Below are 24,463 nucleotides of genomic sequence, written 5' to 3'. Positions count from 1 at the left end.
TTTGCTGTCAAGCGTTTATTTTGAAGTTTTTTACCACCGCTTTCTTTCGAAAGCTAACAACTTCAACAACTTACCGCTTGCCCCGAAGCGTTTGTCGCTGCGAGGAGGCGAATAATACGCGCTTTAAAATCAGAGTCAACACCTTGTTCTGAAAAAACTTTCCATCACCGTTTTGCCGCTACTCGGCAACTAATGAAAGCGTCGTGGATCTGTAAAGAAACACCCCCACGGAGCGTAGCGGCCATGAGCGATGCGCAGAGCGAGAAAACCCCCGGCCTGTCTGCAGACGAAGAGCAGGAGGTCAGCCACAACCAGCCGCCAAGGGCGGCAGTGCTGCATGAGATCATTCGCAGCCAAGGTGACCAGGAACTGGAGCGCACCCTGGCCGCGCTGTGGTGGTCGGCACTGGCCGCCGGCCTTTCCATGGGGCTGTCACTGATGGCCATGGGGCTGTTCTACGCCCGCCTGCCAGAAGGCGACGGTGCCCAGGTAATCGCCAGCATCGGCTATAGCACGGGCTTTCTTGCCGTGATCCTGGCCCGCCAGCAACTGTTTACCGAAAACACGCTCACTGCCGTGCTCCCCGTCATGACCTCCCCTACTCTGGCCAACTTCGGGCGCCTGCTTCGTCTATGGGGCGTGGTGTTGCTTGGCAATCTGGCCGGCACCCTGCTGGTGGCCTGGGTGATGCTGGAACTGCCGATCTTCGACAGCAAGACCGATGTCGCCTTCTTGGAGGTCGGCCGCAAGGTAATGAAGAACGATATCAGCCAGATGTTCGCCAAGGGCATCGTCTCGGGCTGGATGATCGCCACAATGGTCTGGATGATCCCGTCGATGGAACACGCCAAGATCTGGATCATCCTGATGATTACCTACCTGATGGCCCTTGGCGATTTCACTCATATAGTAGTGGGCTCGGTCGAAGTGTCCTACCTGGTCTGGGCTGGGGATGAAACCTGGCGTAGCTTCTGGCTGGATTTTGCTCTGCCGACGCTGGCGGGCAACATCATCGGCGGCAGCTTCATCTTCGCCCTGATCAGCCATGCCCAAGTGCGCAGTGACAGCGGCAAGCCGCCCTCGCGACTCCTGGACGACGACCAGGCTCAGCCCTCGCCCCGCAGGGACGAGCACAAATGATACTCAGCGCGCCGCTACGGTTCGCTCATGCCCTTGGCCCCGCTGGCGCGCGGGCCGCGGCTGCCACCAGTTCTGCCCGGCATGCGGTGAGCCCAGGCTGACCCGTTCCCCCATCTGCGGTGTGCTCAGGCGTACCTGAGCCTCATTGGCCAACGCAACAATGCGCTCGAAAGGCTCCTGCCAGCCATGGATGGACAGGTCGAAAGTGCCGTTGTGAATCGGCAGCATCCAGCGGCCGCGCAAATCCAGGTGGGCCTGCAGGCTCTGCTCCGGCTGCATGTGCACAGCGGGCCAGGCCACGTTGTAGGCACCGGTCTCTATCAGGGTCAGGTCAAACGGCCCGAAGCGCTCGCCAATCTGCTTGAACCCCTCGAAGTACCCAGTATCGCCACTGAAGAACACCCGCACATCCTCATCGACAATCACCCACGACGCCCACAAGGTCCGGTTACTGTCCAGCAAGCCGCGCCCGGAAAAATGCTGTGCCGGGGTGGCGACGAAACGTACGCCATCCACTTCGCTCTCCTGCCACCAGTCCAGTTGCCGTACCTTCGCCGGCTCCACGCCCCAGTTGATCAAGCGGTCGCCCACACCCAATGGCGCCAGGAACACCCCGGTGCGCGGCGCCAACTGGCGAATCGCCTGCTCATCAAGGTGGTCGAAGTGGTCGTGCGACAACACTACCGCCGCCAGCGGCGGCAGCTGGTCCAGCCCCAGCGGTGGCGCATGGAAGCGCAACGGGCCGGCCCACTGCACGGGAGAGGCCCGCTCGGCGAAGACCGGGTCGGTAATGAAGAAACGCCCACGCAATTTGAGCAATACCGTGGAATGGCCCAGGCGCCACAAGCTGTGGTCAGGGGCGTCGAGCACTTGCTGGCGGGTCATGGGCTGCAGGCTGATCGGCGTGGCTGGCCGGGTTTCTGGCGGTTTGCGCAAGAACAGGTACTTTAGCCCAATGCGCAACTTTTTCAGTACACCTTCCTGCGGCAACAATGCCTGGTTGTGAAAACGTCCGTCCCGCTGTGGCGCCGGCTCGCCGGCGGGGTTGGCCAAAGGAACCATCAGCAGTACTCCGAGCAACAGGAAAGCCTTCATGTTACCCCACAGTGATCGGATCAACCGTGAAATGGCTTGTAAGGTCATTTTTCGCCGATGAAACACTGTTCAACAATATTCATGCAAGTTATGCGATAAACGGCACCCCGGCAGAAGAACATGACCATGATGGACAACCGCAGCGGCAAAGGCCTTTCTTTCGTCAAGCGCATCTACCTGCCGCGTGTCATCGGCCTGGGCATCGGCCTGTTCAGTGTCATGGCGGCCATTGCGCCGCTGTCGCCACCCACCTGGGCATGGCTGCTGGTACTGTTCAATGGGCTGTTGTGGCCACACATCGCCTACCTGTGGGCTGCCCGCTCGGCAGCGCCGTACCAGGCAGAACAACGCAATTTGCTGCTGGATTCGCTAATGGGCGGGTTCTGGACCGCCGCCATGCACTTCAACCCGCTGCCCAGCGTGACCGTGCTGTCGATGATGACCATGAACAACGTCGCCGCCGGCGGCAAACGCATGGTCTTTCGCGGGGTGCTGGCGCAGCTGGCTGGCATGCTTGTCGCCCTTCTGCTGCTCGGCCCCGGCTTGCAACTGACCGCCACCCCCCTGCAGGTCTATGCCTGCCTGCCAATGCTCACGCTTTACCCGCTGGCCTTGGGCTGGGTGTGCTACCAGCTGGCGATCAAGCTGGGCGACCACAAGCGCCGGCTGAGCGCACTGAGCCTCACCGACAGCCTGACCGGGCTGCTCAACCACGGCGCCTGGAAAGACCTGCTGCTGCTCAAGTTCCAGGCCTGCAAGCAGCAACAGGGGCACGCGGTGATTGCCCTGATCGACATCGACCACTTCAAGACCATCAACGACACCTTCGGCCATGTGGTCGGCGACTGTGTCTTGCGCCAGCTCAGCGTCGAGCTGCGGCGCAACCTGCGCGAAGGCGACCAAGCCGGGCGTTACGGCGGCGACGAGTTCTGCGTGATCCTGCCCGATACCAGCGAAGCCCAGGCCTGTCATGCCATGGAGCGCCTGCGCGAGCAGGTTTCCAGCTACCGCAACCCACAGCTACCCCACTTGCGCATCAGCCTGAGTATCGGCCTGTCACCATTCGAGGCCGGCCTGGAGTCCCCCGAGCACTGGCTCGAACAGGCGGACAAGGCGCTGTACACCGCCAAGCACGCTGGCCGCGACCAAGTCAATTTTGCCCGCGCTGACGCTGCCGCGCTCAAGCTGGCCTATCCTGATTGAACCTCCTTCCTGACTGCCTGGCGGGAGGTTGCCTGAAGGAGCCGCTCGCGCATGGCCAGGACCGCCAACCTTCCACCCGCCAGCCCTACACCACGCTTTCAGGTGCGCCACCTGATTGCCGGTTTCAGCACAGTGTTCGGCCTGGCCTGCCTGGTCATTCTCGGAGCTCTGTTCAATATCGCGACCACGCTCGACCAGCAGGAGCGCCAACGCAGCGCCTTCCATGCAACCCAGGCGCTGGAACAACGGTTGCTCGCCTCGCGCCAGTTTCTGTCCAGCTATGCCGTATGGGATGCAGCCTTCGAGCACCTGGCAGGTGATGTCGACTGGCACTGGGCCTACGAAGAAAAAAATGTAGGTGAGTCGCTGTACAGCGCCAGCGGCTACGAAGGGGTGTTTGTGCTGGAAGACGACCGTACCACCTATGCCTTGTTCAAAGGCCAGCCCAGCCAGGCCGGCGCCAACACTTATATAGACGCACCGCTCCAGCCGATCATTGACCAGGCCCGTGCGGCGGCAATTGCGCGCGAGCAGGTCACCCACTTCGTGTTGTTCAATGGCTGGCCGGCCGTACTCAGTGCAGCGGCCGTGCGCCCTGACCGCGACGTCACCGACAACGAGGTGAGCCAGGCGCCAGTGATGCTGTTCGTCGACCAGCTTACCGAAGAAAAACTGGCGCAGCTGGGCAAAGGTGCCGGCCTGACGGGCATGCACGTGGAGAAGGAAGATAAACAGCAGCATGGCCACCTGCGTATCGACCTGGGCGACACCGGCTATCACCTGTCCTGGAGCAGCCCGCTGCCTGGGCACCAACTCTTGTGGGCAGTATTGCCAGCTCTGTTGAGCGTGCTGCTGATACTCGGCTTGGTCATGCTGTACCTGTGCCGCCATGCCTTGCGCAGCTCACGAGCAGTCGGCCTGACCCTGCTCCACCTGCAACAGAGCAACCAGGCACTGGAGGCCAGCGAGCAACGTTTTCGCGCGGTAGCCGAGTCGGCATCCGACTGGATCTGGGAAACCGACCGGCAACAACGCCTGACCTACCTGTCGCAACGCTTTGCCAACGTCACCGGCTACCCGGTAGACGACTGGCTGGGCCACCCGCTCAACCAGCTGCTGGCCTGCGATACCACACCGTTGTCGCCCTGGCTGGACGTATTGACTACCGCCGACCCGCAGCAGTTGGCCAACCTGCGGTGCACCTACCGAGACCCGAATGGCCAAAACCGTTATTGCCGGATTTCCGCCCGCGCCATCTGGCACGACGGCAAGGCGCTTGGCTTTCGAGGAACGGCCAGCGATATAACCGACGAAGTCGACGCCCACGCGCGCATCCAGCACCTGTCGCTGCACGACCCACTGACCGGGCTGGCCAACCGCAACAAGCTGGCCAGGCACCTGGAACAGGCACTGCTTCGCGGCAATGACTCACCGCCGCTCACCCTGCTGCTGCTGGACCTGGACAACTTCAAGCCGATCAACGACTCGCTCGGCCATGCCGCTGGCGATGCCGTGCTACAAGAAGTGGCAACGCGCCTGCGCGACACCACCCGCGATGGCGACCTGGTCGCGCGCCTGGGCGGCGACGAGTTCATCCTGGTACTCGGCGGCATGGACAACCGTAGCGAAATCGACCGCTTCTGTGCGCGGCTGATTGGCCTGCTGCAGCAACCCATCATCTTCGACGGCCAGCAGTTGCACATTGGCGCCAGTATTGGCGTTGCCCAGACCCGCACTCAAGGCTTCGATGCCGGCGAGCTGATTCGCTGCGCCGACATTGCCCTGTACCAGGCCAAGGCCGACGGCAAGAACACCTGGCGCTACTTCGCTGCCGAAATGAACCAGCAAATCCAGTACCGTCGCCAATTGGAGAACGACCTGCGCCGGGCTTTGCGCAATCAGGAGTTCGTGTTGCATTACCAGCCGCGCTACCGCCTCGGCGACCTGCGCATCGTCGGAGTCGAAGCGTTGCTGCGCTGGCAGCACCCACAGGAAGGGTTGCTGGGGCCGGATACCTTCATCCCGCTGGCCGAGCAGAGCGACATCATCGTTGCGCTGGGCCGCTGGGTACTGCGCGAAGCCTGCCGTACCGCCCACGACTGGCCCAACGATGTTCTGGTTTCGGTGAACCTGTCGCCTGCGCAGTTCCTGCGCAGCGATGTGGTGGCCGACGTGCGCGAGATATTGCTGGACACCGCCTTCCCGGCCCAGCGTCTGGAGCTGGAAATTACCGAGAACGTGATGCTCAACGACATCGAGGGCGCGCTGGGCACCATGCTGTCGCTCAAAGAGTTGGGCGTGCGCCTGAACATGGACGATTTCGGTACGGGCTATTCGTCGCTGGGCTACCTGCGTACCTACCCGTTCGACAGCATCAAGATCGACAAGCGCTTCATCAGCGGCCTGAACAACAACGGCGGGAGCGACCGCGCCGTGGTCCAGGCCATCATCAATCTCGGTGAAGCGATGGGGCTGACAGTGACAGCCGAGGGTGTAGAGAGCGAACAGCAGCTCAAGGCGCTGGAAAAGGACCGCTGCCATGAAGTGCAGGGCTACTACATGAGCCGCCCGTTGGACAGTGCAGGGCTGCAGGCGCTGCTGCAGCAAACATCCAAAAACACAGCACAGCCCTTGTAGCAGCCGCGCAAGGCTGCTCCTACACGGGCTGCTGCAGGCTGCGCTCAGCGACGATTTCCGGCAGGTCGCCCCGGCGCAGGTAGGCGCGCAGCGGCTCGCCGATATTCAAGCGGTCATCCACATGCTGCTCCAGCAACAGCGCCAGCCGTTCGCGGCATAGCGCCATACGCTGCCCTTGCTCGGGCCGCCAGACGAACTCGCTGCAGGGGGTAATACTGGCATCGGCCACGTCCATGCCGAACGAGTCCTCGGAGAAACGCACGATATGAACGCCGCGCTTGTCGTGAAAACCGACAAAGCCCTTGAGCTGGTCGGCGGCGTTGCAGATATCCTGGGAAGTAATGGCCATGACGTAACCTCGCAATGTAATCGGAAGATACGCACGCCTGGCGGGAATGGGTCGCCTCTGCCGGGCAACTCGCAGAGGGCAGCCTAACGCAAGTGGCCTTCCATGCGCCATGGCTTTGCTCAATCACTGACCACTGCATCGACCTGGGTGTGCAGCACTTCACCCAGCCACTGCATGAACGCCTGTACCCGGCGTGGCACATGCCGTTGCCGGGCATACAGCAGCGACACCGGCATGGCCGGCGCCTGCCAGTCTTCCAGCAGCGAAACAAGTTCGCCTCGCTGCAGGTGCTCGGCCACCCCCACCGCAGGCACCTGAATCAACCCCAACCCGGCCAGGCAGACCGCCGAGTAGGCTTCGGCATTGTTGACCGTCACCACACCGGCCATGGCCTGAAATTGCAACTCACCGCCTTGCAGGTATTCGAAGCCGGCGCTGCGCGCACCCAGGGTGCGCACATAATGCACCAGCTGGTGATCGGCCAGGTCCTGCAGAGTACGCGGGACACCATAGCGAGCCAGGTAGGCGGGGCTGGCACAGTTGCGCATGCTCAGTTGCCCAACCGGCCGTGCCACTACATCCAGATCCTGCAATGCGCCAATGCGCATCACGCAATCAAACCCTTCGCGCAGCAGATCGACCTGGCGATCGGTGCAACTGAGTTCCACTTCCAGTCTCGGGAAGCGCTGCAGAAACTGCGGTAGCGCCGGAATGATGACCCGGCGCGCCATCATGGTTGGCAGATCGATGCGCAGGCGCCCGGCCAGCTCGGCATCATCGGCACTGAACAGGCTCTCGATCTCGTCCATGCCCGACAGCAGGTCCTTGCTACGCTCGTACAGCAAGGCGCCATCCTGGGTTGCCTGCACCCGGCGTGTGGTTCGGTTGAACAACTGCGTGCCCAGCAAGCGCTCAAGTGCCCTCACCTGCTCCGATACGGTCGAACGTGGCAACCCCAGGCTCTCGGCAGCCTGGGTGAAACTGCTGACCTCGCTTACCCGCACAAAGGTGCGCAACAACTCCAGCTTGTTCACCACGTGGCCCCTACTATTCGGTTAAAGCGAACAGTATTTCCATATTTTCAGGATTTAACAGCGACATACCGACCAATAACCTGTCCTCATTCACCCACCATGAGGTTTTCACCATGATCCGCAAAATTGCCCTGATCACCGGCGCCAGTCGCGGCCTCGGCCGCAACGCTGCCGAGCACCTGGCCGCACGCGGCATCGATGTCATCGGCACCTACAACAGCAAGGCAGATGAAGCGCACGCCGTGGCGGCCCGGCTGGAGCAGGCCGGAGTCAAAGCGGCCATGCTGCAACTGGACGTCAGCGACAGCAGCAGCTTTGCCGGTTTCGCCGAGCGCCTGGGTACGACCCTGCAACAACACTTTGGCCGCGAGCGTTTCGACTTTCTGGTGAACAATGCAGGGATTGGGTTGAACGTGCCGTACATCGAAACCACCGAGGCGCAATTCGACCAGTTGTTGAACATTCAGCTCAAAGGGCCGTTTTTCCTCACCCAGCGCCTGCTGCCGCTACTGGCGGACAATGGCCGCATCGTCAACATTTCCACCGGCCTGGCGCGCTTTGCGTTGCCGGGGTATGCCGCCTATGCCGCGATGAAAGGCGCAATGGAGGTGCTGACCCGCTACCAGGCCAAGGAACTGGGCGCGCGAGGCATTCGCGTGAACATTCTGGCGCCGGGTGCGATCGAGACCGATTTTGGTGGCGGCGTAGTGCGGGACAACCCGCAGGTGAATGAGTACATCGCTGGCAACACGGCATTGGGGCGGGTGGGGTTGCCGGATGATATCGGGGCAGCGATTGCGCTGCTGCTGGAAGACGGCAATGGCTGGATTACCGGGCAGCGGCTGGAGGTATCGGGCGGGATGTTTCTCTGAGTTCGGCATCTTGGGGCCGCTTTGCGGCCCCCAGGGCCTTCACTAGCGATCCTGATCCTCACGCACTTGCACACTCGCGGTCATCCCCGCACTCAGGGTCACCCCTTCCGGCACCTGATCCAGGCGAATCCTCACCGGTATCCGCTGGGCCAGCCGCACCCAGTTGAAAGTGGGTTCCACCTCCGGCAGCAACTGGCTGTCCGGGTTGCTGTTGCGGTCGGTGATGCCGCGGCTGATGCTCTCTACATGCCCCTGCATCGGTTCGCCCGCGCCCATCAGCCAAACTTTCACCGAGCCCCCTACGCCAATGCGCGGCAGCTTGGTTTCCTCGAAATAGGCCTGGATGTAAAAAGTTGAATCATCCACCAGGGCCATCACCGCTTGCCCGGTGTTCACGTAGTTGCCTTCGGCCAGACGCAGGTTGGTGATATGCCCGCTGCGCGGTGCCCGCACTTCACTGCGCGCCAGGTTGATCTTGGCCACCTGCAACTGCGCCTCAGCCTCGTGTAACTCGCCACGCGCGATGGCGGCATTGATCTGGGCGTTTTCACGCAACTCGGCACTGATCGCCTCGGGCCCCAGGGCAGTTCGCCTGGCTGCCTCTCGCTCGCGCAAACGCAGTTGCTGGGCGCGAGTTTCAGTCACGGCGCTGGCCTGGTCGAAAGCGGCCTGGAAACGCTCACGGTCGATACTCATCAACAGGTCGCCGGCCTTGACCTGCTGGTTGTCATGCACTTTGAGTTCGCGCACCCAGCCGGACACATCAGGTGCGATTACCACCACATCGGCACGCACCCGGGCATCGCGGGTCCATGGGGTAAGCATGTAGTACTGCCACAGCTGGTAGCCGGCCAACACGGCCAAAGCCACCACACACAGGGTTACCAGAGTACGTACGGCCGCACGCATCGAAACACTCCTTTATAACGCTCCCAGCAGGCGCACCACCAGGAACAACACACAAACGAACAGCGCCGCGTCGAACAGCGCTTCGTGCCAGATCCAGCGCCCCAACGGTGTAGCCTGCACCACCAGGCGCAGCAGGCCGGTGAGCAGCAGCGCCAACAACACATAAAGCAGAAACGGGCTGAGCAGCACGCCGCCCACTTCCCACTCACGCAACCCCATGGGTTTCCTCCTGCCAGCGACACCACTTGCCCCAGCTTTTCTGCAACTGCAGCACCGCCCCCTCGGCCAGCCGTAGCGGGTCGCTGGCAGGCAGGCGGCGCAATGCAGCAAGGAACTGTTCACTGGCAGTATCCAGGCGCTGACCACGCCCGGCAGCCGGCCCTTTGGCCAGCACTGCCTCCACTTGTTGCAGGTACTCACGCTCGGCTAGCCCCAAGGGGGCCTGGGCGACAGCCAGACACATGCGCAGGTGCACCAGTTCGTCGCCGATATCCAGCCCGTGCAGGCCATCATCCCAGCGTTTGCGCTGGTCTTCCGGTAATTCGCTGGCATGCCGCGCCAGTTGCATCAGGCGGTCGGCCATGCGCCCGCCAAACCAGCTGTCGGCCCCGCGCAAATCGCGCCGGGTAAGGCGCACCAAGTCGCTTTGGGTTGCCGCGCGCAAGCGCCGCCCCAGCCAGGCCGGGTGGCGAAACACCAATAAACGAAAGGCCATGACCGCCGCCGATACCCCCACCAGCATCGCCAGGGCACTGTTCAGCAGGGTCGCCACGCCGAACTGCATGGCGTTAAGCGGCGACACCAGCACAATGAAGTGCAGGCAGTAGGAGGTGGCGGTGGCCCCGGTACGTGGGTGGGCCATACCCAATGCGCCCAGAAACAGCGGCACACCCATACCCAGGCAGAGCATGGCGAAGCTGCTCCATTGCGGGAGCAAGATCTGCCCGACCAAAAACGCCGCAGGTATCGCCAAAAAGATCCCCCGCAGAAAGCTCAGGCCAATTTGCGCACCATTCTCGCGGCTGGCGAACAGGCTGCAGACCACACAGGTCAGCACCAGGCCACCCGGCGCCGAAGGCCAGGCCGTGGCCAGCCAGAAGCCGCTCATGACCAGAAAGGCCAGCGCGCTACGCGAACCGAACAGCAAGGCCAGCGACCAATCACGGTGTGCAGCCAAGCCCTGGGACACATCCTTGGGTGCCCTGCCAGCCTCCACATCCTCCAGCGCCTGGCTGGCAGCCATGGCGTAATCCAGCAGCAGGGCCATGCGCGCCAGGCAGAAGTGTTCCGACGGGCTGATCTGCTCATTGTGAGCGGCATCCCAAATGCGCTGGCGTAACAGCAACAGGCTGGGCTGATCGGGTTTGCCCAGCAGCGTGCGCACCTCCTCCAACCAGGGCGCCAGACGCCCGGCCTCCCGCTCATCCAGTTGCCGCCACTGGCGGCGCACCGAACGGGAGATGCGCAACAGCACCATCAGCTTCTGGCTAAGGCCGCGAATGGCACGGGCACGCTGGCGCCCGCGGTTGCCCTCGAACCAGGCATGCTCACGTTGACTGTCGATGGCAACGATGCGCCCCAGGCTGTCCAGCAGGCCTTTACGCGCCTCGTCCTCACCACCCAGCATGGCGCTGGCGGCTTGCAGGCCGTTCTGCAAAGCCTGCCGTGCTTGCCCGCCCAGTTGCTGCTCGACCCGCATGGGCCAGAGCAAGGCACTGCTGGCTGTAGCGCAGAAAATGCCCAGGCAAATCTCGGTGCAACGGGCCACGGCCTGGTCGAACACCTGCAGCGGGTGGTCGATGGCCGGCAAGGCAATGATCGCCGCGGTGTAGCCGGCCAACACGAAGGCGTAGGCCCAGGCGCTGCGCAACTGGGTGGACGCGGCGGTACAAAGCGCCAGCCACAAGGCCAGGCTAAGCAGAAACAGGCCAGGTGTCTGCGCGAACAGGCCAATTAACACTACCGACATGACGGTGCCGACCAAGGTACCCGCAAACCGCGCCAGGCCTTTCTGAACCACCATGCCCGATAGCGGCTGGGCGACGATGAAAGCCGTCATCAGCGCCCAAGCGGGTTGCTCCAGGCCCCAACGCATCGCCAGCCACAACGCCAGGCCACCACCGAGCAAAGTCTTGATGGCGAACTTGAGGGCGAGGCTGCTGGGGGCGAACAGGGCCTGAAGGGTGATGGGCACGAGGCGGACCTTGCGGGGGAATGGTCTTACTGAAACGATAGACAATGGTGAGCAGGATAAAGCGGAAACAATTAATTAGCTAGCTAATCATCTAAGCAACCCATCTCAGTCAACCTATGCCGACCCTTTCGCGCACAGGCAACACAAAAATTGCAGGCAAAAAAATGGGCGACCGAAGTCGCCCTAAATGCCTTGCGTGCTCGTATACCCGGAAGGTCAGCGCGGCTTGCGCTTTTTCGAGTCCTTCCAGATGAAAATGCCCAGACCGGCAAAGAAAGCGAACATCAACCCGACCGTTACCACACCGGCGATAACCACGTTGTCGAAGAACATGCTGGCCTCCCCATTCGTTTGCCGTTGTCCGATGGAGGGCAAGTTAACCAATGTGGGGACTGGGAAAATTGATCGGGGTCAATGGTGCCCGGGGCCGGGCACGCGAGGCGGGTGCAGGGTTGACCTGCGTCAAGTTTCAGCGCTTCTTGGGCTTGCCCTTGGGCTTCTTTTTCTTGCTGGTGCTCAACGGCAGGGCCTGCTCGAATGCGTTGCGCATCTCGTTCAGGCGTTTTTCCTTGAGGTCGTGGACGCGCTTGGCGCGTTCGGCATCGAAATCGATGAGGTTGTCTTGGCTCATGGGTGGCTCGACGATCAACTGAGAATTGCATGATGAAGCCAGCGGCAGGCGCTGACCAGCCCTGCGTCAGACTTCGATGTCCACCAGCAACCCCTGCCGTACATGCTCGCCCATCAATGGCGCCACTGGCACGGTGTTGTCGGCGTTGACCTCGTCACCTGGTAGGGCGTTGTACCGCTGCTGATCACCCTTTTGCCGACGTTGCTGCTGGCGACGCTGCTCGTCACGCAGCAACAGTGCCTGCTCCTGCGGGTCGCGCTGCTGCTTGAGGTCGATGGCACTTTCACCGGACGCAGGCTGCGCCGGCACCACAGGCTTGATGTCGGGGGTTGGCTTGACCGGGTCCTGTTGCGAGGTCACCGGGGCAGCACTGAGCGGGATGATCGGCGGCAGCATGGACGTTCTCCTATGCCCCATGTATCGGCAGGCGTGGGTTTACCTTGATGTTGTGGGCAACATTTACTCGGCTTCGTCGTCAGGCTCATCGTCGCCTGGCGGGCTGGCTTCGCTCCAAGGCCGCTTGTAAACCTGCTGCCAGACCGCGTCCATATGATCACGCAATACTTGCGGCGCGTTTTTCAGCGAGGCGCTGTCCTCGCGCTCGCCACCGACGGGGTCCTCGCCCGCCGGGGTGATCAGCGACTGGCCGGTAATGGTGTAGCTGGCCTGCCCTTCGCGCATCTCGATGGCGATGTCGTGCGGGTCGATACCGCCACCGCAGAAGGCATGGCTGGCCACGGTCACCTCGGCTACACCATCCTTGTTCAGGTCGCTGACGTCACTGACGTCATTGTAGAAGTCCACGTCCAGGTCCAGCCCCGGGCACGTGGTTTCCTGCTCGATCTGCCAACGCGCCTTGAAGGCGTCACTCTCAGCCGTGCGCCCGTACAAGGTGGCCTTGAGCACCACCTTGTCCACTTCCTGTTCGCTTTCCGGGTCGCTGGCCTGGCCATCGCTGCGGCTCAACACCAGTAGGCCTTCGCCGTCGCGATCACGAAAATGCACGCTCTTGATCGGCGTCTGTACGCCGAGTACCTCAAGCTGCTCCATCGGAATGGGGGGCAAGGTCTCGAAGTTTTTCTGCTCGCAGGCGCTCAGCAGCAGCAGGCTGCCCACGGCCATCGAAGCGCTGATCCAGCGATGCTTGGCAGACATGTTGATGCGAGGCCCTCGTCGGCTGCACGGTGCGAGACGATGAAACGGCTAGACTGACTTACTTCCTGTTGTCGTTCGGCACCTTTCGGTGCGTTCGCACTTTGGTCTGACCGGCCGATCCGTTAACATAATCGGCTTTTTCATCGCGGGAGTTCAGGCAGTATGGCGCAGCAGTATCAACCGGGGCAACGCTGGATCAGCGACAGCGAAGCAGAGCTCGGCCTGGGTACCATCCTGGCGCAGGATGGCCGCCTGTTGACCGTGCTCTACCCGGCCACTGGCGACACCCGCCAGTATTCCCTGCGCAATGCGCCGCTGACCCGCGTGCGCTTCTCGCCAGGTGACCAGATCACCCACTTCGAAGGCTGGAAGCTGACCGTCCGCGAGGTCGAGGACATCGACGGGCTGATGGTCTACCACGGCCTGGACGGGCAAAACCAGCCGCGTACCCTGCCAGAAACTCAGCTGTCGAACTTCATCCAGTTCCGCCTGGCCAGCGACCGCCTGTTCGCCGGGCAGATCGACCCGCTGTCGTGGTTCAGCCTGCGCTACAACACCCTGCAGCACACCAGCAAACAGATGCAGTCGGCGCTGTGGGGCCTGGGCGGCTGCCGCGCACAACCCATCGCCCACCAGTTGCACATCGCCCGTGAAGTCGCCGACCGCAGCGCTCCGCGCGTTTTGCTGGCCGACGAAGTGGGCCTGGGCAAAACCATCGAGGCCGGCCTGGTCATTCACCGCCAGCTGCTGTCTGGCCGTGCCAACCGCGTACTGATCCTGGTGCCAGAAAACCTCCAGCACCAGTGGCTGGTGGAAATGCGCCGGCGCTTCAACCTTCAGGTAGCCCTGTTCGACGCCGAACGCTTCATCGAAAGCGACGCCAGCAACCCGTTCGAAGACGCCCAGCTGGCGCTGGTAGCGCTGGAGTGGCTGGTCGACGACGAAAAAGCCCAGGACGCGCTGTTTGCCGCTGGCTGGGACCTGATGGTCGTCGACGAAGCTCACCACTTGGTCTGGCACGAAGACCAGGCCAGCACCGAATACAGCCTGGTCGAGCAACTGGCCCAGGTGATCCCGGGCGTGCTGCTGCTCACCGCCACCCCCGAGCAGCTTGGCCAGGACAGCCACTTCGCCCGCCTGCGCCTGCTCGACCCTAACCGTTTCCACGACCTGGCGGCCTTCCGCGCCGAGAGCGAGCACTATCGCCCGGTCGCCGAAGCGGTACAGGAACTGCTCGACGAAGGCCGCCTGTCGCCCAAGGCCCACGCCACCATCCAGGGCTTCCTGGGTGCCGAAGGCGAAGCCCTGCTGGCCGCGGTCAACGATGGCGACACCCAGGCCAGCGCGCGTCTGATCCGCGAGCTGCTGGATCGCCACGGCACCGGCCGCGTGCTGTTCCGTAACACCCGTGCGGCGATTCAGGGCTTCCCCGAGCGCCAGTTGCACCCCTACCCGCTGGCCACACCCGAGCAGTACCGCGACCTGCCAGCCGGCGAGCACGCCGAGCTGTACCCGGAAGTCGCCTTCCAAGCCCAAGGGGAAGCGGCCGACGACGAGCGCTGGTGGCGTTTCGACCCGCGCGTGGATTGGCTGATCGACACCCTGAAGATGCTCAAGCGCACCAAGGTGCTGGTGATCTGCGCCCACGCCGAAACCGCCATGGACCTGGAAGACGCCCTGCGCGTGCGCTCCGGCATCCCGGCCTCGGTGTTCCACGAAGGCATGAGCATCCTCGAGCGCGACCGCGCCGCTGCCTACTTCGCCGATGAAGAGTTTGGCGCCCAGGTGCTGATCTGCTCCGAAATCGGCAGCGAAGGCCGCAACTTCCAGTTCGCTCACCACCTGGTGATGTTCGACCTGCCGGCGCACCCCGACCTGCTCGAACAGCGCATTGGCCGCCTTGACCGGATCGGCCAGAAGCACACCATCCAGTTGCACATCCCGTATCTGCAGGACAGCCCGCAAGAGCGTCTGTTCCAGTGGTACCACGAAGGTCTCAACGCCTTCCTCAACACCTGCCCCACCGGCAACGCCCTGCAGCACCAGTTCGGCCCACGCCTGCTGCCGCTGCTCGAGGGTGGCGAAAGCAAGGCCTGGGATGCACTGGTGGCCGATGCCCGCGGCGAGCGCGAGCGCCTGGAAGCCGAACTGCACACAGGGCGTGACCGTCTGCTGGAGCTCAACTCCGGCGGTGCCGGCGAAGGCCAGGCGCTTGTCGAGGACATTCTCGAACAGGACGACCAATTCGCCCTGCCGATCTACATGGAAACCCTGTTCGACGCCTTCGGCATCGACAGTGAAGACCATTCCGAGAACGCACTGATCCTCAAACCAAGCGAGAAGATGCTCGATGCCAGCTTCCCGCTGGGCGACGACGAAGGTGTGACCATTACCTACGACCGCGCCCAGGCGCTGTCGCGCGAGGACATGCAGTTCCTTACCTGGGAACACCCTATGGTGCAGGGCGGCATGGACCTGGTGCTGTCCGGCTCGATGGGCAACACCGCCGTGGCGCTGATCAAGAACAAGGCGCTCAAACCGGGCACCGTGCTGCTGGAATTGCTGTTCGTCAGTGAAGTGGTGGCACCGCGCAGCCTGCAACTGGGCCGCTACCTGCCGCCGGCGGCATTGCGCTGCCTGCTCGACGCCAACGGCAACGACCTGGCATCGCGCGTGGCCTTCGAAACCCTCAACGACCAGCTCGAAAGCGTGCCGCGCGCCAGCGCCAACAAGTTCGTCCAGGCCCAACGCGATGTACTGGCCAAGCGCATCAGTGGCGGCGAGGAGAAGATCCTGCCCATCCACGTCGAGCGCGTTGCCGAAGCCCAGCGCCGTCTGGCGGCGGAGGCAGACGAAGAGTTGGCCCGCCTCGTAGCCCTGCAAGCGGTCAACCCAAGTGTGCGTGACAGCGAAATCGACGCCCTGCGCAAGCAACGCGAAGATGGCCTGGCAATGCTGGAGAAAGCCGCCCTGCGCCTGGAAGCCATTCGCGTGCTGGTGGCTGGCTGACACCTTGGTGGCCTGACCAGCGTTCTGTAGGAGCAGCCTTTGCTGCGAAAGGGTCATTTGCCTTGCACATTGTTGCGAGGCATCCGGCCCCTTTGCAGCACAAGGCTCCTACAGCCACATCCCCTTCGTTTCTATGCCCTCTGGCGATTAATCCGATAACCAAATCGTACAAATCAATGTGCCATTAGTCAGGAAGGCTTAAATACTCCTTCCTATACTGCCTCTGGACAGTCTGCACAGGGTGGTTGCGCAGACGAGTGAAAACTCGATCAAGAGGCATTCCATGGAATGGCTGGGGCTGCAACTGTTCGCTGATCTTCCGGCAACCGGGCGCATCGTCATCGATTGCCGGCATGAACCGTTACTGGTTCTACTCGCCTACTTCGTCGCCAGCGCGTCCTGCTTCGCTACCCTCGACATGGCCGAACGCCAGTCACACAGCGACGACCCCACCGCACACCGGCAATGGAACATGCTCGGCGCCTGCTGCCTGGCCGGCGGCATCTGGGCCATGCACTTCATCAGCATGCTGGCCTTCCAGGCCCCGGTGGAAGTGCACTATGACGTCTCGCTGACCATCCTCTCGCTGCTCATTGCCCTGGGTGTCGCCTGGCTGGCCATGCACAGCCTCGAACGCAGCCAGATGCGCGCGTATCACTTTGTGCTTAGCGCTGCGCTGATTGGCCTGGGCATCATCCTGATGCATTTTGTCGGCATGGCCGCAATGGAAACCGGCGCCGTCCAGTACTACCAGACCGGCCTGCTGCTGACCTCTGCCGCCATCGCCCTGCTCACGAGCCTGGCCGCGTTGTGCCTGGCTCGCTATTTGCGCAATGGCAGCGGCACCCTGTACCAGGCCATGAAGTACGGCGCCAGCCTGCTGCTGGCAGGCGGTATCGTTACCACCCATTTCACCGCGATGTCGGCCATGACCCTGGTCATCCCGGCCGATACCGCACTGCGTCTGCCGTCTGGCGACAACAGCCTGCAACTGGCGCTGGGCATTGGCTTCATCACCCTGTTGATCAGTGGCGCCAGCATCAGCGCCGCGCTGGCCGACAAGAAGCTGCAGAGCAAAGAGCACGATCTGCGTCGGGTCAGCGTGCTGCTCAGCCAACTGGACCAAGCCCGCGCGTCACTGCAGCAGGCCGCGCATTACGATGCCCTGACCAACCTGGTCAATCGCCGTGGTTTCAACCAGGTGTTCGCCGAACGCCTGGTCGAACACCAGGCCAACGAAAACCGCCTGGCGGTGATGTTCCTCGACATCGACCATTTCAAGCGCATCAACGACAGCCTCGGCCACGACGCCGGTGACGAGCTGCTCAAGGTGATCGCCAACCACATCAAGGCCGCTACCCGCAGCCAAGACCTGGTTGCGCGCTTGGGTGGCGACGAGTTCTGTGTGGTCACCAGCCTCAACAGCCGCGACGAAGCCCGTCACCTGGCCCAGCGCATCATGCAACGAATGAAAGACCCCATCGACCTGGGCGGCCGGCGCATGGTCATGACCACCAGCATCGGCGTGAGCATCTTCCCGGACGACGGCAGCACAGCCGAAGAGTTGCTCAAGCACGCCGACCTGGCCCTCTATCAATCCAAGGACAACGGCCGCAACAGCCTGAACTTCTTCAACGACAGCCTGAAGGCCAGGGCTTCGATTGCACTGCAACTGGAAGAAGAGCTGAGACTGGCCCTGTTGGAAGAGCGCGGGTTGTGCGTGCACTACCAGCCCATCTTCGACCTGCGCAGCGGGCAAGTGGCCAAACTGGAAGCGCTGCTGCGCTGGCAGCACCCGCAACACGGCCTGCTGGGGCCCGACCGTTTCATCGGCATTGCCGAAGCCAACGGCCTGATCATCGACCTCGACCTGTGGGTACTGCGCCACGCCTGCGCCGACCTGGCCTACTTGCAGCGCCACGGCTACGGCGAACTCAAGGTCACGGTCAACTGCTCGGCAGTCACCCTCAGCCACGACGAACTGCCCAACGAAGTTGAAAAGGCGCTGTTCCATGCCGCCCTGGCGCCGCGCCAACTTGAGCTGGAGGTGACCGAGAACGCACTGATGGGCGATATCCAGCGTACGGTCAGCCTGCTCAAGCGCGTGCGCGCCCTGGGCGTGGCGCTGTCGATCGATGACTTTGGCACTGGCTACTCGTCACTGGCCTACCTCAAGCGCCTGCCACTGGACGTGCTGAAAATCGACCGCACCTTCCTGCAGGATGTGCCGGGCAGCCAGAAAGACCGCGAAATCGTCCAGGCGATCATCGTCATGGCGCATACCCTGCACTTGCAGGTCGTCAGCGAGGGCGTGGAAACCGCCGAACAACAGGCCTTCCTGGAAAGCCACGGTTGCGACTACCTGCAGGGCTACCTGCTGGGGCGCCCCGTGCCGCTGGCAGAGCTGCGGCCGCTGCTGGAGCGGCTACAGCGCCAGAACGGCGTACTCACGCCTTGTTGCGGTACAGCTCCACCAGGGTCGCCGGGTCTTTTTGCAGGTAACCCTGGCTACCGTGCAGGCGCATCAATTGCGCGGCGAGGCCGCTGAGCGGCGTCGCCGAGCCTTGCTCACGGGAGAACTTGACCGCGCCATCCAGGTCCTTGAGCAGCGTGCGTACATGCCACTTGATCGGCTCGAAGCGGCTCTCGGCCATCTGCGGCGCCAGGATCTGCAACGGCTTGGAATCGGCAAAGCCACCGGCCAGCGCTTCGGCAATCAGTGTCGCGTCTACGCCCGACTGCTCGGCCAATGCCACTACTTCGGCAATCACCAGGGCATTGCAGGCTACGATCATCTGGTTGCAGGCCTTGGTCACCTGGCCCGCGCCTACCGCCCCCATGTGCGTCACGCGCTGGCCAAGCACCTGCAGCACCGGGTGTGCACGCTGCAAGTCGGCCACCTCACCACCGACCATGATGGCCAGTGTGCCTGCTTCAGCACCTGGCGTACCGCCAGATACCGGCGCATCCAACCACGCCATGCCACACAGTGCTGCCAGTTCGGCTGCCATTTCACGGGTGGCGGTTGGTTCCAGGCTGGAGAAATCGATCAGCAACTGGCCGCTGCGCCCGCCCTGGGCAATGCCTTGCTCGCCGAACACCACCTCGCGCACCACTGCTGTGTCGGCCAGGCACAGCAGCACCATGTCGCTGTCGCGGCACAATTGGGCCGGGCTGCTGGCCAGGCGCGCGCCGGCAGCGACCAGGGCGGCACACTTGTCTGGGCTACGGTTCCATACCGTCAGCGGATATCCCGCTGCCAATAGACGGCGGCACATGGGCAGGCCCATCAGGCCGATGCCGGCGAATCCAAGCGAAGGTAGTTGTGAGCTCATCAACGTCTCCAGACAAATTCGATATCAATCCAGGCCGCAAGGCAGCCCCATTACGCATCCCGTAAACTGTTACCGCCACGCCGAATTGTTACTTACCTCTACCCGCCTTGCACGGCTTCAAGCACCAAAACGGGGCTGCTGCGTATTTTTGCGCACCAAAAAAGATCACGCCTCTTCCGTGTGCTTCACCTGGATCACGATGAACGGCGAAACCACCACCGCCCAGATCTCTGGATCGCGGCTTTGCAGGTCCAGTGCCTGCTCGGCCGAGACCGGCCCAACGGTGCCATCACTACGCCACTTGGCGAAGATCTCGCTGCGATTCTCGGCCATCGCTTCGGCAACGGTGATCAGGTCCAGGCTGGGGTCGACCCAAATCAGGTCACCCTTGGCCCAGAAACGTTCCAGTGCTTTCCACTCGATGATTGCCGTCTCGCCAAGCAATTTGGCATAGAGGGTGCTTGTTTGATCAGTCATGGGTGGTATCCGCAAAAATCGCCAATTAAAAAAGGCCGGCATTTTTGCAGAAAAACCCGGTTTCAAATATGTAATTTGGTCGATTGACCCCGAAGTTGTGGGGCGGGGTCGCAGATGCAGGCAGTTTGATGGCGCCTTTCTGTATCTTTCTGTCGATCAAGCGACAACCCAGGAAGCAGGCACTTTTCGACCGCTTTTCAAGCGCTCGAACAGCGCTCTACACTGTACCGGTACAGTTCCGGGACATGTTCCGGGGGAAGGTGGGCTTGCGCGTTGGCACAGCCACGCCGCAAATCCCGCCCGGTCTGTAGCCCTGGCCGCCAGGACTATAAGAATTACAACAGAATGAGTGGAGCACTATGATCAAGATTTCCAAGCTGTTCGCCGCAATGGTTCTGGCCGGGGTAGCCAGCCATTCGTTTGCCGCCGATACCATCAAGATCGGCATCGCCGGTCCTAAAACGGGTCCTGTGACCCAGTACGGCGACATGCAGTTCATCGGCGCCAAGCAAGCCATCAAGGATATCAACGCCGCGGGCGGCGTCGATGGCAAGATGCTCGAAGCCAAGGAATACGACGACGCCTGCGACCCTAAACAGGCCGTGGCAGTCGCCAACAAAGTGGTCAACGACGGCGTCAAGTTCGTCATCGGTCACCTGTGCTCCAGCTCCACCCAGCCAGCGTCCGACATCTACGAAGACGAAGGCGTGATCATGATCACCCCGGCCGCCACCTCGCCGGAAATCACCGCCCGTGGCTACAAGCTGATCTTCCGTACCATCGGCCTGGACAGCGCCCAGGGCCCAGCCGCCGGCAACTACATCGCCGACCACGTCAAGCCGAAAGTGGTTGCGGTACTGCACGACAAGCAGCAGTACGGTGAAGGCATTGCCACCGCGGTCAAGCAAACCCTCGAAGCCAAAGGCACCAAGGTTGCCGTCTTCGAAGGCCTGAACGCCGGCGACAAAGACTTCTCCTCGATCATCCAGAAGCTCAAGCAGAACAACGTCGACTTCGTCTACTACGGCGGCTACCACCCAGAGCTGGGCCTGATCCTGCGCCAGGCCCAGGAAAAAGGCCTGAAAGCCAAGTTCATGGGCCCAGAGGGCGTGGGTAACGACTCCATTTCGCAGATCGCCCAGAACGCCTCCGAAGGCCTGCTGGTCACCCTGCCGAAGTCGTTCGACGCCGACCCTGAGAACAAGAAGATCGTCGACGCCATCAAGGCTGACGGCAAGGACCCAAGCGGCCCGTTCGTATTCCCGGCCTACTCGGCTGTCGAGCTGATCGCCCAAGGCATCAAGGCCGCCAAGTCCGAAGACACCGACAAGGTGGCTGCTGCCATCCACGCCGGCTCGTTCAAGACCCCTACCGGCACCCTGTCGTATGACGAGAAAGGCGATCTGAAAGACTTCAAGTTCGTGGTCTACGAATGGCACTTCGGCAAGCCGAAGACCGAAGTCTCCCCTCAGTAACTGCGTGACTAAATAGCTGACCGTAGAAGCCCACTGTGCGAGCAGTGGGCTTTGTTTTACGAGGTTCATGGGCCCGATCCCCGCGATCCGGGGGCGGGCTCACCTGAAAATCTTAAAACCGTCACCCGCGGTTTCCTGGCCTACCCCCGCCAGCGAAATGCAAATCAGGTTTTTAGGAGCGCTGTAATGCCTGAGATCTACCATTTCTTCCAACAACTGGTTAATGGATTGACCATCGGCAGCACCTATGCCTTGATCGCCATCGGCTACACGATGGTGTACGGCATCATTGGCATGATCAACTTCGCCCATGGCGAGGTGTACATGATCGGTTCCTACGTGGCCTTCATCGCCCTGGCGGGCCTGGCCATGATGGGCATCCATTCGCTGCCGATCCTGATGACCGTCGCCTTTGTCGCGACGATCTTCGTCACCAGTGCCTATGGCTACAGTATCGAACGGGTTGCCTATCGCCCTCTGCGCAACAGCAACCGGTTGATTCCGCTGATTTCCGCCATCGGCATGTCGATCTTCCTGCAGAACACCGTCTTGCTTTCGCAAGACTCCAAGGACAAATCCATCCCCAACCTGATCCCCGGCAGCTTCTCCTTCGGGCCAGGCGGTGCTGAAGAAGTACTGATCAGCTACATGCAAGTCCTGGTGTTCGTGGTCACCCTGGTGGCCATGACCCTGCTCACCCTGTTCATCTCCCGCTCCCGCCTGGGCCGCGCCTGCCGCGCCTGCGCCGAAGACATCAAGATGGCCAACCTGCTGGGCATCAACACCAACAACATCATCGCCCTCACCTTCGTCATCGGTGCCGCCCTGGCAGCCGTGGCAGCCGTGCTGCTGAGCATGCAGTACGGGGTGATCAACCCCAACGCCGGTTTCCTGGTGGGCCTGAAGGCCTTCACTGCGGCGGTGCTGGGTGGCATCGGCAGCATTCCGGGCGCCATGCTCGGCGGGCTGGTGCTGGGTGTAGCGGAAGCCTTTGGCGCCGACATCTTCGGCGACCAGTACAAGGACGTGGTGGCATTCGGCTTGTTGGTTCTTGTCTTGCTGTTCCGGCCGACCGGCATTCTGGGCCGCCCGGAGGTTGAAAAAGTATGAACAAAAATCTCAAACAGGCGTTCTTCAGCGCCTTGCTGGTATGGGCCGTGGCCTTCCCGGTACTGGGCCTGAAACTGAGCATCGACGGCATCAGCCTGGCCGTGCACAGCCAGGGCTCGTTCACCATCAGCATCATCGCTGTGTGTTCGGTGCTGATGTTCCTGCGTGTGCTGTTCGACAAGCAGTGGAGCTCGGTGATGGGCCGCCGTTCGGATCGCAAGCTGATCCCGCCGGCCGTCAGCAACTACCTGACCCTGCCCAAGACCCAGCGCTATGTGATCATCGGGTTGATCGTGGCGGCACTGGTGTGGCCGTTCTTCGGCTCGCGCGGTGCGGTCGACATTGCCACGCTGATCCTGATCTACGTGTTGCTGGGCCTTGGCCTGAACATCGTGGTTGGCCTGGCGGGCCTGCTCGACCTTGGCTATGTCGGCTTCTACGCCGTCGGCGCCTACAGCTACGCCATGCTCTCGCACTACCTGGGCTGGAGCTTCTGGGTGTGCCTGCCGATTGCCGGCCTGATGGCCGCCACCTTCGGCTTCCTGCTCGGCTTCCCGGTACTGCGCCTGCGGGGTGACTACCTGGCGATCGTGACCCTCGGCTTCGGCGAGATCATCCGCCTGTTCCTGCGTAACCTCACCGACTGGACCGGCGGCCCCAACGGCATCAGCAACATCCCCAAGCCGGAGTTCTTCGGCCTGACCTTCGAACGCCGCGCCGCCGAGGGCATGCAGACCTTCCACGAGTTCTTCGGCCTGGAATACAACTCGATCAACAAGGTCATCTTCCTCTACCTGGTGGCCCTGCTGCTGGCGCTGCTGGCGCTGTTCGTCATCAACCGCCTGCTGCGCATGCCGATCGGCCGCGCCTGGGAAGCCCTGCGCGAAGACGAGATCGCCTGCCGCGCACTGGGCCTCAACCCGACCGTGATCAAACTCTCGGCGTTCACCCTGGGTGCCTGCTTCGCCGGTTTCGCCGGTAGCTTCTTCGCCGCGCGCCAAGGCCTGGTGACGCCGGAGTCGTTCACCTTCATCGAGTCGGCGATCATCCTCGCCATCGTCGTGCTTGGCGGCATGGGCTCACAACTGGGCGTGATTCTCGCGGCCATCGTGATGATCCTGCTGCCCGAGCTGATGCGTGAGTTCAGCGAATACCGGATGCTGATGTTCGGTGCGCTGATGGTGTTGATGATGATCTGGCGTCCGCAAGGCCTGCTGCCTATGCAACGTCCACACATGGAGCTGCGTCGATGAGCCGCGAAATTCTGCAAGTCAGCGGCCTGAGCATGCGCTTCGGCGGCTTGTTGGCGGTCAACGGCGTGGGCCTGACCGTCAAGGAAAAACAGGTGGTGGCGTTGATCGGCCCCAACGGCGCCGGCAAGACCACCGTGTTCAACTGCCTGACCGGTTTCTACAAGCCCAGCGGCGGCACCATCCTGCTCGATGGCCAGCCGATCCAGGGCCTGGCCGGCCACCAGATCGCCCGCAAGGGTGTGGTGCGGACCTTCCAGAACGTGCGCCTGTTCAAGGAAATGACCGCGCTGGAAAACCTGCTGATCGCCCAGCACCGCCACCTCAACACCAACTTTTTCGCTGGCTTGTTCAAGACCCCGGGCTTCCGCCGCAGCGAAAAGGAGGCCATGGAACGCGCGCAGTACTGGCTGGAAAAGGTCAACCTGACCGAGTTCGCCAACCGTACCGCCGGCACCCTCGCCTACGGCCAGCAGCGCCGCCTGGAAATCGCCCGCTGCATGATGACCCAGCCACGCATCATCATGCTCGACGAACCGGCCGCGGGCCTGAACCCGAAGGAAACCGAAGACCTCAAGGCATTGATCG

At 62.3% G+C, this 24,463-nt stretch carries 22 protein-coding genes; 10 read left to right on the top strand and 12 right to left on the bottom strand.

Annotated features, from left to right (window positions below; genetic code table 11):
• Positions 1-243 precede the first annotated feature (243 nt).
• Entirely contained in the window at positions 244-1,140 is an 897-nt protein-coding gene (locus tag APH35_RS25255; protein WP_060493561.1) for a formate/nitrite transporter family protein, read from the top strand.
• A 3-nt stretch (positions 1,141-1,143) separates the two neighbouring features.
• Here the strand turns inward: APH35_RS25255 and APH35_RS25250 are convergent, their stop codons facing one another.
• Entirely contained in the window at positions 1,144-2,235 is a 1,092-nt protein-coding gene (locus APH35_RS25250; protein ID WP_012273822.1) for an MBL fold metallo-hydrolase, read from the bottom strand.
• Positions 2,236-2,364: 129 nt separating this feature from the next.
• Between APH35_RS25250 and APH35_RS25245 the strand changes: the two genes are divergently transcribed.
• Positions 2,365-3,438 (top strand): diguanylate cyclase, encoded by a 1,074-nt coding sequence (locus APH35_RS25245; protein ID WP_041166777.1) that lies wholly within the window; start codon positions 2,365-2,367, stop codon positions 3,436-3,438.
• A gap of 51 nt (positions 3,439-3,489) precedes the next feature.
• Positions 3,490-6,075 carry a bifunctional diguanylate cyclase/phosphodiesterase gene (locus APH35_RS25240; RefSeq protein WP_060515710.1) on the top strand — a complete coding sequence of 862 codons (2,586 nt, stop codon included), beginning with the start codon at positions 3,490-3,492 and terminating at the stop codon, positions 6,073-6,075.
• A 19-nt stretch (positions 6,076-6,094) separates the two neighbouring features.
• On the opposite strand, the gene APH35_RS25235 is transcribed toward APH35_RS25240, so the two are convergent.
• Both APH35_RS25235 and APH35_RS25230 read right to left on the bottom strand, forming a co-directional pair.
• Positions 6,095-6,424: a DUF2025 family protein gene (locus APH35_RS25235; RefSeq protein ID WP_012273825.1), complete on the bottom strand. Its 330-nt coding sequence runs from the start codon at positions 6,422-6,424 to the stop codon at positions 6,095-6,097.
• A gap of 119 nt (positions 6,425-6,543) precedes the next feature.
• The gene (locus APH35_RS25230; protein ID WP_060515711.1) at positions 6,544-7,458 is read right to left on the bottom strand and encodes a LysR family transcriptional regulator; all 915 of its coding nucleotides are present in this window, start codon (positions 7,456-7,458) and stop codon (positions 6,544-6,546) included.
• 113 nt (positions 7,459-7,571) lie between these two features.
• On the opposite strand from APH35_RS25230, the gene APH35_RS25225 reads away from it, so the two are divergent.
• Positions 7,572-8,330 carry an SDR family NAD(P)-dependent oxidoreductase gene (locus APH35_RS25225; RefSeq protein ID WP_012273827.1) on the top strand — a complete coding sequence of 253 codons (759 nt, stop codon included), beginning with the start codon at positions 7,572-7,574 and terminating at the stop codon, positions 8,328-8,330.
• Between the two features lie 42 nt (positions 8,331-8,372).
• On the opposite strand, the gene APH35_RS25220 is transcribed toward APH35_RS25225, so the two are convergent.
• From APH35_RS25220 to APH35_RS25195, 7 genes are all read right to left on the bottom strand, one after another.
• Complete coding sequence (locus APH35_RS25220) at positions 8,373-9,239, bottom strand: efflux RND transporter periplasmic adaptor subunit (protein ID WP_060515709.1); 867 nt, start codon at positions 9,237-9,239, stop codon at positions 8,373-8,375.
• 12 nt (positions 9,240-9,251) lie between these two features.
• Positions 9,252-9,458, bottom strand: a complete 207-nt coding sequence (locus APH35_RS25215; RefSeq protein WP_012273829.1) for a DUF1656 domain-containing protein — start codon at positions 9,456-9,458, stop codon at positions 9,252-9,254.
• The gene (locus tag APH35_RS25210) at positions 9,445-11,433 is read right to left on the bottom strand and encodes an FUSC family protein (RefSeq protein WP_060493566.1); all 1,989 of its coding nucleotides are present in this window, start codon (positions 11,431-11,433) and stop codon (positions 9,445-9,447) included. Before APH35_RS25210 ends, APH35_RS25215 begins: the two co-directional genes overlap by 14 nt.
• 216 nt (positions 11,434-11,649) lie before the next feature.
• Complete coding sequence (gene ccoM, locus APH35_RS29590; RefSeq protein ID WP_012273831.1) at positions 11,650-11,766, bottom strand: cytochrome c oxidase subunit CcoM; 117 nt, start codon at positions 11,764-11,766, stop codon at positions 11,650-11,652.
• A 136-nt stretch (positions 11,767-11,902) separates the two neighbouring features.
• Entirely contained in the window at positions 11,903-12,064 is a 162-nt protein-coding gene (locus tag APH35_RS29115; protein ID WP_003254864.1) for a hypothetical protein, read from the bottom strand.
• A 66-nt stretch (positions 12,065-12,130) separates the two neighbouring features.
• Positions 12,131-12,460: a hypothetical protein gene (locus APH35_RS25200; RefSeq protein WP_012273832.1), complete on the bottom strand. Its 330-nt coding sequence runs from the start codon at positions 12,458-12,460 to the stop codon at positions 12,131-12,133.
• 63 nt (positions 12,461-12,523) lie between these two features.
• Positions 12,524-13,219 (bottom strand): M949_RS01915 family surface polysaccharide biosynthesis protein, encoded by a 696-nt coding sequence (locus APH35_RS25195; RefSeq protein ID WP_012273833.1) that lies wholly within the window; start codon positions 13,217-13,219, stop codon positions 12,524-12,526.
• A 162-nt stretch (positions 13,220-13,381) separates the two neighbouring features.
• Here APH35_RS25195 and rapA point away from each other — a divergent pair, with 162 nt between their 5' ends.
• The gene (rapA, locus tag APH35_RS25190; protein ID WP_012273834.1) at positions 13,382-16,228 is read left to right on the top strand and encodes an RNA polymerase-associated protein RapA; all 2,847 of its coding nucleotides are present in this window, start codon (positions 13,382-13,384) and stop codon (positions 16,226-16,228) included.
• A 283-nt stretch (positions 16,229-16,511) separates the two neighbouring features.
• Positions 16,512-18,776: a putative bifunctional diguanylate cyclase/phosphodiesterase gene (locus tag APH35_RS25185; RefSeq protein ID WP_060515708.1), complete on the top strand. Its 2,265-nt coding sequence runs from the start codon at positions 16,512-16,514 to the stop codon at positions 18,774-18,776.
• On the opposite strand, the gene APH35_RS25180 is transcribed toward APH35_RS25185, so the two are convergent.
• Together APH35_RS25180 and APH35_RS25175 are read right to left on the bottom strand one after the other, a co-directional pair.
• On the bottom strand, positions 18,676-19,563 hold the full coding sequence (locus APH35_RS25180; protein ID WP_012273836.1) for an NAD(P)-dependent oxidoreductase: 888 nt from the start codon (positions 19,561-19,563) through the stop codon (positions 18,676-18,678). The genes APH35_RS25185 and APH35_RS25180 overlap by 101 nt on opposite strands.
• Positions 19,564-19,728: 165 nt before the next feature.
• A complete protein-coding gene (locus tag APH35_RS25175) occupies positions 19,729-20,040 on the bottom strand; it encodes a DUF2288 domain-containing protein (protein ID WP_012273837.1) in 312 nt (103 codons plus the stop codon).
• A 359-nt stretch (positions 20,041-20,399) separates the two neighbouring features.
• Between APH35_RS25175 and APH35_RS25165 the strand changes: the two genes are divergently transcribed.
• The 4 genes from APH35_RS25165 to livG all read left to right on the top strand — a co-directional run.
• Positions 20,400-21,515 (top strand): branched-chain amino acid ABC transporter substrate-binding protein, encoded by a 1,116-nt coding sequence (locus APH35_RS25165; RefSeq protein ID WP_012273838.1) that lies wholly within the window; start codon positions 20,400-20,402, stop codon positions 21,513-21,515.
• Between the two features lie 186 nt (positions 21,516-21,701).
• Entirely contained in the window at positions 21,702-22,625 is a 924-nt protein-coding gene (livH, locus tag APH35_RS25160) for a high-affinity branched-chain amino acid ABC transporter permease LivH (protein WP_003254876.1), read from the top strand.
• Positions 22,622-23,878 carry a high-affinity branched-chain amino acid ABC transporter permease LivM gene (locus tag APH35_RS25155; RefSeq protein WP_012273839.1) on the top strand — a complete coding sequence of 419 codons (1,257 nt, stop codon included), beginning with the start codon at positions 22,622-22,624 and terminating at the stop codon, positions 23,876-23,878. Before livH ends, APH35_RS25155 begins: the two co-directional genes overlap by 4 nt.
• Positions 23,875-24,463 (top strand): high-affinity branched-chain amino acid ABC transporter ATP-binding protein LivG (livG, locus tag APH35_RS25150; protein WP_060515706.1); only part of this gene is annotated, 589 nt, incomplete at its 3' end. The genes APH35_RS25155 and livG, both read left to right, overlap by 4 nt.

It is taken from the genome of Pseudomonas sp. NBRC 111132, assembly GCF_001320565.1.
Classification (GTDB): Bacteria; Pseudomonadota; Gammaproteobacteria; order Pseudomonadales; family Pseudomonadaceae; genus Aquipseudomonas; species Aquipseudomonas putida_P.
The sequence above is the reverse complement of the archived record's forward strand: the minus strand, read 5'-3'. Positions and strand labels throughout refer to the sequence as shown.

Coding starts and splice junctions, on each gene's coding strand:
- APH35_RS25255 (WP_060493561.1), top strand. CDS start 244: ATGAGCGATGCGCAGAGCGAGAAAACCCCCGGCCTGTCTGCAGACGAA.
- APH35_RS25250 (WP_012273822.1), bottom strand. CDS start 2,235: ATGAAGGCTTTCCTGTTGCTCGGAGTACTGCTGATGGTTCCTTTGGCC.
- APH35_RS25245 (WP_041166777.1), top strand. CDS start 2,365: ATGGACAACCGCAGCGGCAAAGGCCTTTCTTTCGTCAAGCGCATCTAC.
- APH35_RS25240 (WP_060515710.1), top strand. CDS start 3,490: ATGGCCAGGACCGCCAACCTTCCACCCGCCAGCCCTACACCACGCTTT.
- APH35_RS25235 (WP_012273825.1), bottom strand. CDS start 6,424: ATGGCCATTACTTCCCAGGATATCTGCAACGCCGCCGACCAGCTCAAG.
- APH35_RS25225 (WP_012273827.1), top strand. CDS start 7,572: ATGATCCGCAAAATTGCCCTGATCACCGGCGCCAGTCGCGGCCTCGGC.
- APH35_RS25220 (WP_060515709.1), bottom strand. CDS start 9,239: ATGCGTGCGGCCGTACGTACTCTGGTAACCCTGTGTGTGGTGGCTTTG.
- APH35_RS25215 (WP_012273829.1), bottom strand. CDS start 9,458: ATGGGGTTGCGTGAGTGGGAAGTGGGCGGCGTGCTGCTCAGCCCGTTT.
- ccoM (WP_012273831.1), bottom strand. CDS start 11,766: ATGTTCTTCGACAACGTGGTTATCGCCGGTGTGGTAACGGTCGGGTTG.
- APH35_RS29115 (WP_003254864.1), bottom strand. CDS start 12,064: ATGAGCCAAGACAACCTCATCGATTTCGATGCCGAACGCGCCAAGCGC.
- APH35_RS25200 (WP_012273832.1), bottom strand. CDS start 12,460: ATGCTGCCGCCGATCATCCCGCTCAGTGCTGCCCCGGTGACCTCGCAA.
- APH35_RS25195 (WP_012273833.1), bottom strand. CDS start 13,219: ATGTCTGCCAAGCATCGCTGGATCAGCGCTTCGATGGCCGTGGGCAGC.
- rapA (WP_012273834.1), top strand. CDS start 13,382: ATGGCGCAGCAGTATCAACCGGGGCAACGCTGGATCAGCGACAGCGAA.
- APH35_RS25185 (WP_060515708.1), top strand. CDS start 16,512: ATGGAATGGCTGGGGCTGCAACTGTTCGCTGATCTTCCGGCAACCGGG.
- APH35_RS25180 (WP_012273836.1), bottom strand. CDS start 19,563: ATGAGCTCACAACTACCTTCGCTTGGATTCGCCGGCATCGGCCTGATG.
- APH35_RS25175 (WP_012273837.1), bottom strand. CDS start 20,040: ATGACTGATCAAACAAGCACCCTCTATGCCAAATTGCTTGGCGAGACG.
- APH35_RS25165 (WP_012273838.1), top strand. CDS start 20,400: ATGATCAAGATTTCCAAGCTGTTCGCCGCAATGGTTCTGGCCGGGGTA.
- livH (WP_003254876.1), top strand. CDS start 21,702: ATGCCTGAGATCTACCATTTCTTCCAACAACTGGTTAATGGATTGACC.
- APH35_RS25155 (WP_012273839.1), top strand. CDS start 22,622: ATGAACAAAAATCTCAAACAGGCGTTCTTCAGCGCCTTGCTGGTATGG.